The 10,781-nt window shown below is 50.8% G+C and carries 15 protein-coding genes and 3 pseudogenes; 2 read left to right on the forward strand and 16 right to left on the reverse strand.

Annotated elements, in window-relative coordinates; translation table 11 throughout:
• Window positions 1-9: 9 nt before the first annotated feature.
• The 4 genes from FQZ95_RS24085 to traM form a co-directional block, all read right to left on the reverse strand.
• The gene (locus FQZ95_RS24085) at window positions 10-381 is read right to left on the reverse strand and encodes a type IV conjugative transfer system pilin TraA (protein ID WP_097311405.1); all 372 of its coding nucleotides are present in this window, start codon (window positions 379-381) and stop codon (window positions 10-12) included.
• 301 nt (window positions 382-682) lie between these two features.
• The gene (locus tag FQZ95_RS24090) at window positions 683-889 is read right to left on the reverse strand and encodes a TraY domain-containing protein (RefSeq protein ID WP_001287348.1); all 207 of its coding nucleotides are present in this window, start codon (window positions 887-889) and stop codon (window positions 683-685) included.
• An 83-nt stretch (window positions 890-972) separates the two neighbouring features.
• A complete protein-coding gene (locus FQZ95_RS24095) occupies window positions 973-1,704 on the reverse strand; it encodes a hypothetical protein (RefSeq protein WP_097311404.1) in 732 nt (243 codons plus the stop codon).
• A 162-nt stretch (window positions 1,705-1,866) separates the two neighbouring features.
• Complete coding sequence (traM, locus tag FQZ95_RS24100) at window positions 1,867-2,262, reverse strand: conjugal transfer relaxosome DNA-binding protein TraM (RefSeq protein WP_001137965.1); 396 nt, start codon at window positions 2,260-2,262, stop codon at window positions 1,867-1,869.
• Between the two features lie 512 nt (window positions 2,263-2,774).
• Between traM and FQZ95_RS24105 the strand changes: the two genes are divergently transcribed.
• Window positions 2,775-3,227 carry a transglycosylase SLT domain-containing protein gene (locus FQZ95_RS24105; RefSeq protein WP_001469955.1) on the forward strand — a complete coding sequence of 151 codons (453 nt, stop codon included), beginning with the start codon at window positions 2,775-2,777 and terminating at the stop codon, window positions 3,225-3,227.
• A 278-nt stretch (window positions 3,228-3,505) separates the two neighbouring features.
• Here FQZ95_RS24105 and FQZ95_RS24110 read toward each other — a convergent pair whose 3' ends face one another.
• The 3 genes from FQZ95_RS24110 to FQZ95_RS26220 all read right to left on the reverse strand — a co-directional run bounded on the left by FQZ95_RS24110 (window position 3,506) and on the right by FQZ95_RS26220 (window position 4,952).
• Window positions 3,506-4,327: a DUF932 domain-containing protein gene (locus FQZ95_RS24110; RefSeq protein ID WP_160530809.1), complete on the reverse strand. Its 822-nt coding sequence runs from the start codon at window positions 4,325-4,327 to the stop codon at window positions 3,506-3,508.
• A 113-nt stretch (window positions 4,328-4,440) separates the two neighbouring features.
• Window positions 4,441-4,722 (reverse strand): hypothetical protein, encoded by a 282-nt coding sequence (locus tag FQZ95_RS24115; RefSeq protein ID WP_160530811.1) that lies wholly within the window; start codon window positions 4,720-4,722, stop codon window positions 4,441-4,443.
• Between the two features lie 23 nt (window positions 4,723-4,745).
• Complete coding sequence (locus FQZ95_RS26220; RefSeq protein WP_032217498.1) at window positions 4,746-4,952, reverse strand: hypothetical protein; 207 nt, start codon at window positions 4,950-4,952, stop codon at window positions 4,746-4,748.
• A 27-nt stretch (window positions 4,953-4,979) separates the two neighbouring features.
• Between FQZ95_RS26220 and FQZ95_RS24120 the strand changes: the two are divergent.
• A pseudogene (locus tag FQZ95_RS24120) lies at window positions 4,980-5,194 on the forward strand (hypothetical protein); the annotation flags it as partial.
• Window positions 5,195-5,655: 461 nt separating this feature from the next.
• Here FQZ95_RS24120 and FQZ95_RS26640 read toward each other — a convergent pair.
• The 9 genes and pseudogenes from FQZ95_RS26640 to FQZ95_RS26880 all read right to left on the reverse strand — a co-directional run.
• Window positions 5,656-5,754: a Hok/Gef family protein gene (locus tag FQZ95_RS26640; RefSeq protein WP_233329041.1), complete on the reverse strand. Its 99-nt coding sequence runs from the start codon at window positions 5,752-5,754 to the stop codon at window positions 5,656-5,658.
• Window positions 5,723-5,803 (reverse strand): annotated as a pseudogene (locus FQZ95_RS26645) (DUF5431 family protein); the annotation flags it as partial. The pseudogene FQZ95_RS26645 and the gene FQZ95_RS26640, both read right to left, overlap by 32 nt.
• Before the next feature lie 186 nt (window positions 5,804-5,989).
• Window positions 5,990-6,508, reverse strand: a complete 519-nt coding sequence (locus tag FQZ95_RS24130; protein ID WP_001178554.1) for a hypothetical protein — start codon at window positions 6,506-6,508, stop codon at window positions 5,990-5,992.
• Window positions 6,508-7,227, reverse strand: a complete 720-nt coding sequence (locus FQZ95_RS24135; protein WP_160530813.1) for a plasmid SOS inhibition protein A — start codon at window positions 7,225-7,227, stop codon at window positions 6,508-6,510. Before FQZ95_RS24135 ends, FQZ95_RS24130 begins: the two co-directional genes overlap by 1 nt.
• The gene (psiB, locus tag FQZ95_RS24140; RefSeq protein ID WP_000845922.1) at window positions 7,224-7,658 is read right to left on the reverse strand and encodes a conjugation system SOS inhibitor PsiB; all 435 of its coding nucleotides are present in this window, start codon (window positions 7,656-7,658) and stop codon (window positions 7,224-7,226) included. The genes FQZ95_RS24135 and psiB overlap by 4 nt, the downstream gene beginning before the upstream one ends.
• 68 nt (window positions 7,659-7,726) lie before the next feature.
• Window positions 7,727-9,685, reverse strand: a complete 1,959-nt coding sequence (locus FQZ95_RS24145; protein WP_160530814.1) for a ParB/RepB/Spo0J family partition protein — start codon at window positions 9,683-9,685, stop codon at window positions 7,727-7,729.
• 63 nt (window positions 9,686-9,748) lie between these two features.
• Complete coding sequence (locus tag FQZ95_RS24150) at window positions 9,749-9,982, reverse strand: DUF905 domain-containing protein (protein WP_001705780.1); 234 nt, start codon at window positions 9,980-9,982, stop codon at window positions 9,749-9,751.
• 57 nt (window positions 9,983-10,039) lie between these two features.
• Complete coding sequence (locus FQZ95_RS24155; protein ID WP_160530816.1) at window positions 10,040-10,588, reverse strand: single-stranded DNA-binding protein; 549 nt, start codon at window positions 10,586-10,588, stop codon at window positions 10,040-10,042.
• 25 nt (window positions 10,589-10,613) lie between these two features.
• Window positions 10,614-10,781 (reverse strand): annotated as a pseudogene (locus tag FQZ95_RS26880) (single-stranded DNA-binding protein); the annotation flags it as partial.

Here is a 10,781-nt window from a genome sequence, read left to right on the forward strand (position 1 = left end):
TCCTGATAATTAGCCACCGATCATGGTGAAGATAACCTTGGTCACCACGATAAATACCGGGATAAACACAAAGGTGGCGGGGTTGTGGTTACGCAGATAAAGCATAAAGACCAGGAACACTTCGGCGACCATGAAGTAGTACATCATCGTGGAGTCCTTACCAAAAGTCGCCTGGACGTCCGCTTTACCGGCTGAGGCCAGGTCCGTTGCCTGTGCCATTCCCTGTGCCGCCAGCCAGAGAGCCAGCGGCGCAGCCACATATTTTACCAGGGCTTTGGCAGTTGATTTATTAACAACAGCCAAACAACGTGACAACAACCCCGGCTTACGTTTTTTCGCAGACGTTGCCATGACATTATTTAAAACAGCCATTTCAGCCATATAAATTCCTCTTTAACGGACAATAAAAAGTTATATGAGCGGAATTACCCTCTGAATACCCGGGAGTGGATATTCAGAATGAAACTCCGGACTGCTTCAGACACGCTACCGCCCTCGGGTGCAAATCCGATCGTGACCGGGAAATACGGTCTGCGGGGCGCAAAAATTCCTGCCCGTAAATAACAGGGCATGACAAATGCAAAAGAAGCTCTTTCTCCGCAAAAGACAAAAGAGTATTGCTGATATTTAAACTCCCGCTACGGAGAAAATGTGTAAATACAGTTTTAGAGAAAACAGAAAATCACTTGTCTTCTGGTAAAAGGATCTCCCAGTAACTGTTCTCTCCAAGAACAGGAACAGAATTCAAATGTTGAGTCAGACGTAATGTCGCTTCCAGGCTCTTTGATCGTCCTGCTGCTTTTGCAGCAGCAACAAGTTTTTCATTAGTTTCCCGACGAAGAAGAAGTGTTACTGAAACGACACTTTTTTTCTTCTTTGCTTCTGACATAAAACCCCCTCAGATAACTGAGAGGGAATGATTTCATAAAAAAAACATTTTAGCTAGCAGGACAATTGTCGAACATTTTTGATTTATATCAAGCAAACTTCATTTAATACTGGAGACATAGATATGCGTGGCGGAATAAATTTACTCCATTGATATAAATCAGAAAGCAATATAAAGTTTTCATAATTTTCAACAATCAAATGCGTATATATTGTTGAAGCTCTTTTTTCTATCGCTTTTACATTAACATTCATAAAATCAGCGATACTTCTTTGTGACACTCTGGCAGACATTAACCATGCGACAAGCCAATCATCAGGATCAAGATCCAAGAAAGGATTAACACCATAGAATCGTTGGTGTTTGTATAATTCACTAATATTTTTCTTATTGATGTTGCATATCGCATCTATTATTTTCCTCTCTGTCCCGAGAAAATGTAAAGTATCAATTTTTACATATACACCGTCGAGAAATGGTTTTAATGTGCAAATATAGGGACACGTCCTGTCTATAGATAAGAGTGAAACCAACAATATTTTTATTTTATTCTCCGCAATAGTAAGACTTTCATACTCTTTTAGCTTCCTATCGTAAAAACCGAATAAATTTCCAGGCTGATTCTGTAAAAACTCATCTTGACTTACATCATTCAGGGAACAAAAAACGCGCAGAAAATCATTACTGCAATCTAAAAATTGTCCATTGCTATTTTTAATGTACCAGATACCGCCTGTCTGGCGATGATATTGATAAAAATGTGAGGAAAGATCTTGAGATCCAGCAGGTAGATCAATAGAGTTGTGTTTAGCCATAACTAGTTCCTCCAAAGGTGGCTAGATTGTGGTTAGCCCTGGTAGCGGGAGTGCTATTCCCCTGCCAGGGCGACTCAGTTAAATTTTAAAAATAGTCAGATATCGCCAACTATTTTTTTCAATGCAAATTTTATCAAACACCTTTTACAGGTTCAATATCTCTCATTCTTTTTCAGGAAAAAACTCCTGCAACGACTCCTTTATTTCCTGCTTAAACTTCGAAATCATCTCATGATAGTTATGACGCGAATCCGACTTTATTTCTGTTAAATCAAACATACAATTAAGAATAGCCTGAGTGGTAAGACGACTCTTCATACATTCTTCCAGAAGTCGCTTACGAAACAATTCCTCATCAGTTAACCCGCCATTTTTTTCCTCTTCCTGTTCACGCTTTTTTAATTGCTGTACAACGCGTAATCCTGTCTCCAGCAATTCGGAACAGACACTTGACATATTAACATCAGCCGGAGTGGCTCCTTCAGCCAGTCTTTCATCAACAAGCTGACGAATACCATCAAGTGTTTTTTGTTTCATATAAACATTTTGTCTCGGCATTAAATATTTCCTGCTACAAAATTACAGTGCCCGATGCAGCACCGTTTAAAAAACAAGCAACAGTGCCTGATCCAGCACCGCAGCACCATAACAGGCACTATAGCACCAATATCAGGCACTGCAAGCAGCACCGTACAGGCAAAATCCAGCCACAATCCAGCACCGTAACAGGCACCGTTACAGTGCCTGTATTTTAGTAACATTATGATTAATAAGAATTAGCACTGTAATAGTGCTGCTTACAGTGCCTGATCCAGCCACAAAGCAGCACTGTTACGGTGCTGCATATGACTGAAAATCGTAAACTTTGCCACATGAAATAATTTTAATGCACTGATTCTAAAGATAAATCATGCAAAACATAGTTTTGCGTGATGTGTGAGGAAAATACTTTCAGAGGAGAGATGAGGCAAAAAGCATCCCGGGGCTGATTCGGAATTTCGGGGCATTGCCTGTAAAGCGCAAAAATGGCATGCTCACTCCATAGTATTGACGCTATAAATAGTAAAAACATGCATAAGATTATCGCCATTATCCTCATAATGTTTGCAGGAAATACATATTCCTCTGACTGTTTTGAACTTGCTGGCAGAGATTACAAAATAGATCCCGATTTACTGAGAGCGATTTCATGGCATGAATCCCGTAACAGGGTTAATGCTATCGGCATTAACCCTGTTACGGGATATGGCTCCGGCCTGATGCAAATCGACTCCCAGCATTTTAAGGAGTTGTCACGTTACGGAATAAAACCGGAACACCTGGTTACAGACCCGTGCATGAATATTTATACCGGTGCGTATTACCTGGCAATAGCGTTCAAAAAGTGGGGCGTAACGTGGCGGGCTGTCGGTGCTTACAATGCCGGTTTTCGCAACACAGAGGAACAGGAACGACGCAGAAAAATTTATGCTACAAAAATACAGAACATTTATCGCAATATAAAGAACAAACGAGGGTACTGAAAGATGTTATGCCGCGACAGCGACATGGAAGGCCACACACAAAAATATCATATGAGTGATAATGCTGACTGGCCGAAGCCCCGCGAAGCGGGAACCCATCTTATATATACCCGGTAACTGCGCAGCCTCCTGCCAGACCATTTTTTGCGGGCACAATATTTACAGACGACCGGAAAGTCAGTTGATGAAATTGAGGCATATCAGACGACACAGCAATGCCGCAGAATGATAATATAAGTAAAGCCCCGAAAAATTCTTTCGGGGCTTTACTTATATTATCATGACTTCCACTCCCTGAACTGTTCGGCAATCATCCATAATGCTTTGTTGATTCGGATGTCACCATCAATGCCAGTAATGGCTCTTGTCCTTGTATTTTTACCGGAGGCACTTTTTCCCGATAATCCACCTTTTATCATATTCTCCTGAACCCGCTGCCAGGTCGTCCAGAGATCGTTCTGTTTATCCTCCCGACGACGGGGAGTAATTATTTGTTCAGGCGTCACTGGCGCTTTATTTTCATCCTCATACCTGACCATCAGTGCAGCCCTGCCAAATAAATGTTGCTCGTCACTGTTAAGATGAATTTCTTTCATTGCCTCCATATTATCAGTGACCTTATCAAAGACACCGAGCACTTCATATGCTCCCTCGATAACCTGCCCGACAATATCGCCTTTATGCGGAATGCGGATTTCACCAAAATTATTCCCGCACACCAGGCCATTTGTGCAGACAAAACGAAAAATTCCGGGGATCATCTGATAACTGGATGAACCATCATGTGAATTAAGCAGGATAATTTCAGGAACTTCCTGCCCGTTAATATGCCCTTCCCTGCGAAGACGTAACATATGTTTACTGTATTCGCGACGCCCCAAATCACGAACCCGACTCTGACAGGCAAAGAACGGCTGGAAACCTTCATCACGTAACTTATTGATGATATTGATGGTTGGGATATATGTATAACGCTCACTCCGGGATTCATGTTTATCACCAGAAAAAACAGACGGCACAAACTGCATTAATTCGTCATCCGTTAACGGGCGCTCACGGCGAATGGAATTATATCGGCCAAAACGGGAAGCCAGTCGCATAATATTCACTCCTCGCTGAAAGAAAAAATAAGTCAAAAATTTTTTCGCTTACCCCCTGATTATTAACAAATTGACAACAATCAGGGAGGGGGGGAATCATCACACCGGACTGGTCATGGCTGACCGGCCTGTTGGCTGAAAAGCATCATCAGTGCACTCAAATCACTGGCTTTTTTTCTGATAACTGGCGTGTGATTTTCCACGCTGTCCAACAACGCCCCCAGTTCATCATTGATTTGCCTTAACTGTTTCATCAGCGTTTCCGCATCCTGGCTGCTCTGATATGCAAGATTTGCCTGAACAGCACGACTCTGCATGATGTCGATTTGTGCGATTGCGTCTTTTTGCTGATCACCGGTTGGCTGATAAGTGGTGTTAAAAGAAAATGCGCTCATAATTCCTCCTGCATCTGATGTTTTCAGCCCCCATCATCTGTTGAGTTTCGGGAGCCGCGGTTTTGACGTTTTGCGGGGACCTGCTCTTTGTTCCCTCCGGTATTAACCATCACCTGTTTGAGAACCTTCGCCGCAAGGGGCATCACTGCCACGGCCGGAAACGACTGTCCGGGGGCAGACCGCAAAAGTTTTTGCCGGCTTTTGGGCAAAAACTTTTGTGGGATGTGCATTTCACCCCTGGACTGGCGGAGACGGTTGTGGCTGTCTTTGCCCCCGGCGACAGGGGCTTAAACGGGTGCAGGGCACCGGATACAACAACGGGCAGGGACCCGCCGCAACGACGAAGAGCGCGTGCGCGAAACGGCGTTGCGCCTTACATCCCGGCGGCCTTTTGCCGGGATGCCAGGAGCGCAGGCCACGGCGCGACAGAGGCGGCGCGACCGGAACGGTCGCTGCAAGCCCGGGGTTTTCACGCATCGGACCGTAGCGACAGCCCGAAACCGCGCCAGCGGGTTCGGCGGAGACTGGCGGGTGCGCCAGCAGCTGCCTGTCGGAGTCGGGCCTGACGACCGGATGCCGCCAGGCAGCCGGGAGCCGAAGGGGCGCCCGGCAGACAGGACAACACTGCAGTAGTCAGAATCAGAGCAGGAAGAAAAAGAGAATAATCACGGGAAAAGTAATGTCATTTCTGACAACTGGCCATAAACAGAGAAGGCGGAGGAGAAGAACGGGCGCCGCAGGCGCGCGTTCATCCCCGTTCCCGAAGGGAAACGGCCTTCCTGGCAGTCTGGTTGTTCATGCCCGCACAATGCCAGTAAGGAAAAAGGGACTGCCGTAAAATGGACAAACCGGCAGTCCCTTCATAAAGGCGCTTCAGTGCAGTCAGACCAGCATCAGCCCTGAAAAGGCGGGCATGCGCCCGCCTCCAGGTTGCTACTTACCGGATTCGTAAGCCATGAAAGCCGCCACCTCCCTGTCCCCGTCTCTGTAACGAATTTCGCACAGCGATTTTCGTGTCAGATAAGTGAACATCAACAGTGTGAGACACACGATCAACACACACCAGACAAGGGAGCTTCGTGGTAGTTTCATGGCCTTCTTCTCCTTGCGCAAAGCGCGGTAAGAGGCTATCCTGATGTTGTCAGACATATGGGATGCCTCGTGGGTTAATGAAAAATTAACTACGGGGCTATCTTCTTTCTGCCACACAACACGGTAACAAACCACCTTCACGTCATGAGGCAGAAAGCCTCAAGCGCCGGGCACATCATAGCCCATATGTCTGCACCCTGTCAGCATCTGCACCGTTCTCCGTTACGCCCCGGATTTCCAGCCGACGCAGAGCACTGAACAGATAATCGCATTCAGCCTGTTTGTTTGCCCTGAACGGTTTTGCAACCGTAACCACCCACTGATGATTTCCGGGCCAGCCATGTATCTTTCTGACCCGCCCGTTAATCACATACAACAGTCCCCAGCCCGCCGGTAAATCGTCCACGGTAATCACGCCCGGCTCACAAAGATAAAAACGCCAGTCTCCCATGCCCTTTTCCGGCTCTGCCCTGAACACCTTTTTCCGGTCAGCCAGGAAATCAGACCGTGAGCATTTCACCTCAATGAGACATGACGCTCCGTTACGGAAGCCCAGGGCATCAGGATGTTCACCGCAGGGCGTCCATGCGTGAAAACGGTCACCGAACACTACCTTAAAGCCGTTGTTGCGGAGAAAACGGCAGGCCAGTTCACACAGTTCCCTGTGTGTTTTCGGATGTCTGGCGTTCTGCATCACGCCACCTCCCGGAGTTTGTTCGGCACCATCCACCGCTCCATCTCACGGACAACATGACCGGCCTCCTTTGCCGCCATACTGGCTTCCGCGATGACCTGCCAGAACGGCATATCCTGCCACTGCCAGCGTTCCATTCCGGCCAGTGACGGAAAACGCTCACCCCACTGCCAGAACAGGGTTTCCAGGTCATGCTCTGCCACCCGGTCACTCCAGCGGGCATGCCAGCTTCCGACTGTTTCCGGTGAATGGAATGCCAGTTCGATTTCAGCCTGAGCAACCAGCGCCTGGTACGCACGGGCTTTCTGCTCTGCCTCCCGTGCCTGCTGACGGCTGTACTTCTGCATGACCAGCGCGGATTTATGGCGACTGCGTTCCCTGACACAGAACCGCACCGACGGGAACAACCGCTCTGCCGCATCACCGGGAAGGGGAAGGAGGCAGACCTCGCCCTGTGTTTCAATCAGCACATCGACGGCATACAGCCACTGAAGACGGTTACCGCGCAGTTCTTCTGCGGTCAGGGATGGCATGAAAAATCGCAGGTCAGACAGCGAAACCCTGCGGCTTCCGTTCAGACAGCGGAAAAACGCCCCCGCATACGGATATTCCGCCAGCGTGTTTCCCTGATGGCGGCGTTTTTCCGTCTCCGCCACCGCCCGCCATGCGGCCTGTTGCTCTGTGCTGAGGGGAACCAGTGCCTGTGAACATGCGCTCATACCTGACCTCCTTCCGCCATCAGGATATGGATGATGTCGTTAACGCTGTACCCCTGCGCATCCAGTGACGCCGCCAGTGCCAGTGAATGGCTGACGGCTTCCGGTGCAAACCGCCGCTGTACCTGAACCACCGCAAACGGCTCACCACCGGCATTCACCAGAACCAGCACCCAGACCTGAGAGACGTCACCTGGTGAACATAACGCCAGGTGAAAACGTTCGTGGGCAGGCGTGAAACGGACCTGGACGGGGAAAAAGCCCCCGAACTCGCTGCCATACTCGCCGTTCATCGTCCAGTTGTCCGGCGCATCCAGCTCCCGCATCACGGCGTGTGTCAGCTCACGACGTTCATCACTTCCGGCTGCCCGGATATCTTCATATTCCTGTGCGTTCATGGTCTGCAGGACATTCAGGGTCAGTTCAGTTTTCATCACGGTATCTCCCTTGCTGCCGCCCCGTCTCCGGCGGGGCGGTGTAGTAAATGGTTTATAACTGGCGGTCAGGCGGCATCAGCCAGGTTATCGGCGCGTTCAGTGGCATCCGTCTGTGGGCGTGGTGCACACATCCAGCCAGGCACCCAGCGGTTGTCTTTCATATGGAACTCTGCATGTTCAGCCGCATCGCCTTTCTTCATTTTCTCCGCGTCCCGGGCGGCACCGGACAGTCCGGCATCATTCAGGGCTGCGATAATCTGCGGCTTTTTCAGGTGTCCGAAGAAGTTCGCTTTTGTCGGCTGCCACCAGTCGCGCATGTGGAATCCGATAGCCGTTTCCAGCGAATCCAGCGGACTGCGTGACGTGTGACCACAATTGCGGGTCTGGACACCGTAAAGGCTGCATGCGGTGCAGAAACTGAGCAGGGATAACAGTACCTCCTGACTGAGTGACAGGAATGTCGTCATATCCCGTGACCATCCCTCCGGTAACAGGGCAGCAAGACGGGCTTTTTCTGCCATCAGCGCCATGAATGCGGCACCTTCCTTCCCCGATGGCGCATCGCTGGTCAGCGAATAATGTTCACATTCCAGGCTGATTTGTGCTGGTTTACTGTACGCCCCGCTGCCAAACACATTCAGGCAGAGCGTCCATGCCAGCAGTGTCAGGGATTTGTCCGGTTGCTGCATCAGTGTCGCCTGGACTGCCAGCGTGCGTTCGGAAGACATTTTCGTCAGCAGTGGCAGGCTGACTTCCTCCACGGAGGCCTTTTCCTGCACCTGTTCCGTGCGGTCAGCGTCGTCAGCCGCGTCATCTTCACTGCGCAACTGCACACCACGCTGGACACACACATTACCGTAACGCCAGGACACCACCACACCGCTTCCGGCACGCATCTCCGGCGTCCACGCCCTGACCTTCGCCATGCAGTCAATCAGCTTCATTTCTGCTTCCAGCAGGTCGGATTCCTCGCACTGATTTTCCGGCGCGTCGTAACGTGCCATCAGTTCGTTCAGGCGTTCTTCTTCTGCCTCCGTCAGCACCGCTTCCGGCTCCGGCAGACTGCGGTATGTTCCGGCATCCTCACGGCAGAAACCGACAGGCTCCATGCGTCCGGCGCACCATTCCCAGCCTTCGGCTTCCCGAAGGTGTTCAGCGACAGCCTGGAGTTTTTCCAGCAGAGCGGCATCGAGCGCCACACGGTCGACATAACCCTCCCCGTCATCGCTGAACAAATCGGTGCGCAGTTCATCTGGCGAGAAGGCATCAGCCCCCACGAAGCAGAATTTAGTGTTCCCCGCCACCGACACTTCACTTTCGGTAATCAGGTTGCGGATAACCCGCACATCCGGTTTACCGCCCCATCCTGACTGGCAGGCGGCTTCAAACACCTGCACCTGACGCGCGGTGTCGTTCTCCAGCGCCAGCGCCTGACAGTGCTCGGTGGTGATGCGGTCTTCTGCCAGCGCATCGAGGATGACTGGTGCAAGGTCTGCCAGTTTCAGCATTCGCTGAACGTGGCGGGGTGAATAGCCCAGCAAATCACCAATTTGTGCAGGTGTTTTGCCTTCCTGCGCCATTGCGCGGAATCCGGCAATCTGTTCGGCAGGGTGCATATCCCGACGATGACCGTTCTCGGTCATCGATGCGGCAGTCGCCAGTTCCTGCGGAATAATTTTCACGCGGACAGGCCAGTCAGCCGGAATGATTCCACGCTCTGCCAGCATGTTGAGTGCTGCCAGTCGGCGACCACCTGCGGCGACACCGTAACGGTCACCAGGCAGGGTATGCACGACCAGATTCTGCAACAGGCCAACGCCCTTAATGGACTCCGCCAGTTCGCTGACAGACTCCGCAGAATACGGCACCGTGCGCACATTCAGCGGTGACTTAATCAGTGAGGCCAGCGGCACGCTCACTTCCTCCGTCTGCGCCAGCAGGGCAGACAGGACGGTTTCCTGTGCTTTTGACAGTTTATGGCTGGATTTATACCCCTTTTTTGCCTTAGACTCTGTAACTGACATATATTTCTCCTTTAGCTGGGATGGTTGTATGTCTGCCGGACGTGTTCCCGTCCGGCACCTCTCTTACTTAAGAATGCCGAAATCCCGGATGACATGGTTCATCCAGTACCCGGCACCGTCCTCAAAATTCCAGGTACGCCAGACCATTGCACCGTTATTACGGACAACCAGGCGAAAATGTTCGCCGTGATCATCCTCGATAAAGACGTTCCGGTACTGTGCGGCAACGGCTTCGGCCTGTTTTCGGGTAAAAGGACCGTCTGGCAGCCCCTGAAGTATTCTGAAATATTCGCTCATTCTCATTTCTCCGGTGATGCCCCGCACTGGACGGGGCGGTTATCACGATCAGCCCGATCAGAACGGAATGTCATCATCGAAGTTATACTCGGGTTCAGACGGCGGCTGAGGCTCGGGCTGCGCGGCCTTACGTCCACGGCCTTTCGTTTTTGCGCTTCCTTTTTTCGTACCGGCCTCCACCTGAGGTTCCGGCTGAGGTTCCTGCTGAGGCTGACCGCTGAACTGTTGTGCCTCTTCCGGCTGAGTCTGTGCACCTGCGGCACGTCCCAGCATCTGCATGGTGCCCGTAGTTTTAACAAGGATTTCAGTGATGTAACGGGTGACGCCGTTGTTGTCGTCCCAGCTACGGGTACGGAGTTGCCCCTCGATGTAGACCTGCGCGCCCTTACGCAGATATTCACCTGCCACTTCCGCGAGCTTGCCGAACAGCACCACGCGATGCCATTCTGTCTGCTCCCGCATCTCCCCCGTCTGTTTGTCACGCCAGGTTTCAGACGTGGCCACCTGCAGATTTGCCACTGCGCCCCCGTTGGGGATGTAACGGACTTCCGGATCTTTTCCCAGGCGACCGACAAGAATGACCTTGTTAATTCCACGAACTGCCATGATGTGTCTCCTTCTGTTGATGTTTTCAGCCCCCATCATCTGTTGAGTTTCGGGAGCCGCGGTTTTGACGTTTTGCGGGGACCTGCCGTTTGTTCCCTCCGGTATTACCATCACCTGTTTGAGAACCTTCGCCGCAAGGGGCATCACTGCCACGGCCGGAAACGACTGTCCGGGGGCAGACCGCAAAAGTTTT

The organism is Escherichia sp. HH41S (assembly GCF_009820115.1).
In the GTDB taxonomy this organism is placed as follows: domain Bacteria; phylum Pseudomonadota; class Gammaproteobacteria; order Enterobacterales; family Enterobacteriaceae; genus Escherichia; species Escherichia coli_F.

Excerpts from the sequence above, each read along its gene's own strand:
- FQZ95_RS24085 (WP_097311405.1), bottom strand. The coding sequence starts at position 381 with ATGGCTGAAATGGCTGTTTTAAATAATGTCATGGCAACGTCTGCGAAA.
- FQZ95_RS24090 (WP_001287348.1), bottom strand. The coding sequence starts at position 889 with ATGTCAGAAGCAAAGAAGAAAAAAAGTGTCGTTTCAGTAACACTTCTT.
- FQZ95_RS24095 (WP_097311404.1), bottom strand. The coding sequence starts at position 1,704 with ATGGCTAAACACAACTCTATTGATCTACCTGCTGGATCTCAAGATCTT.
- traM (WP_001137965.1), bottom strand. The coding sequence starts at position 2,262 with ATGCCGAGACAAAATGTTTATATGAAACAAAAAACACTTGATGGTATT.
- FQZ95_RS24105 (WP_001469955.1), top strand. The coding sequence starts at position 2,775 with ATGCATAAGATTATCGCCATTATCCTCATAATGTTTGCAGGAAATACA.
- FQZ95_RS24110 (WP_160530809.1), bottom strand. The coding sequence starts at position 4,327 with ATGCGACTGGCTTCCCGTTTTGGCCGATATAATTCCATTCGCCGTGAG.
- FQZ95_RS24115 (WP_160530811.1), bottom strand. The coding sequence starts at position 4,722 with ATGAGCGCATTTTCTTTTAACACCACTTATCAGCCAACCGGTGATCAG.
- FQZ95_RS26220 (WP_032217498.1), bottom strand. The coding sequence starts at position 4,952 with ATGCACATCCCACAAAAGTTTTTGCCCAAAAGCCGGCAAAAACTTTTG.
- FQZ95_RS26640 (WP_233329041.1), bottom strand. The coding sequence starts at position 5,754 with ATGTTCACTTATCTGACACGAAAATCGCTGTGCGAAATTCGTTACAGA.
- FQZ95_RS24130 (WP_001178554.1), bottom strand. The coding sequence starts at position 6,508 with ATGCAGAACGCCAGACATCCGAAAACACACAGGGAACTGTGTGAACTG.
- FQZ95_RS24135 (WP_160530813.1), bottom strand. The coding sequence starts at position 7,227 with ATGAGCGCATGTTCACAGGCACTGGTTCCCCTCAGCACAGAGCAACAG.
- psiB (WP_000845922.1), bottom strand. The coding sequence starts at position 7,658 with ATGAAAACTGAACTGACCCTGAATGTCCTGCAGACCATGAACGCACAG.
- FQZ95_RS24145 (WP_160530814.1), bottom strand. The coding sequence starts at position 9,685 with ATGTCAGTTACAGAGTCTAAGGCAAAAAAGGGGTATAAATCCAGCCAT.
- FQZ95_RS24150 (WP_001705780.1), bottom strand. The coding sequence starts at position 9,982 with ATGAGCGAATATTTCAGAATACTTCAGGGGCTGCCAGACGGTCCTTTT.
- FQZ95_RS24155 (WP_160530816.1), bottom strand. The coding sequence starts at position 10,588 with ATGGCAGTTCGTGGAATTAACAAGGTCATTCTTGTCGGTCGCCTGGGA.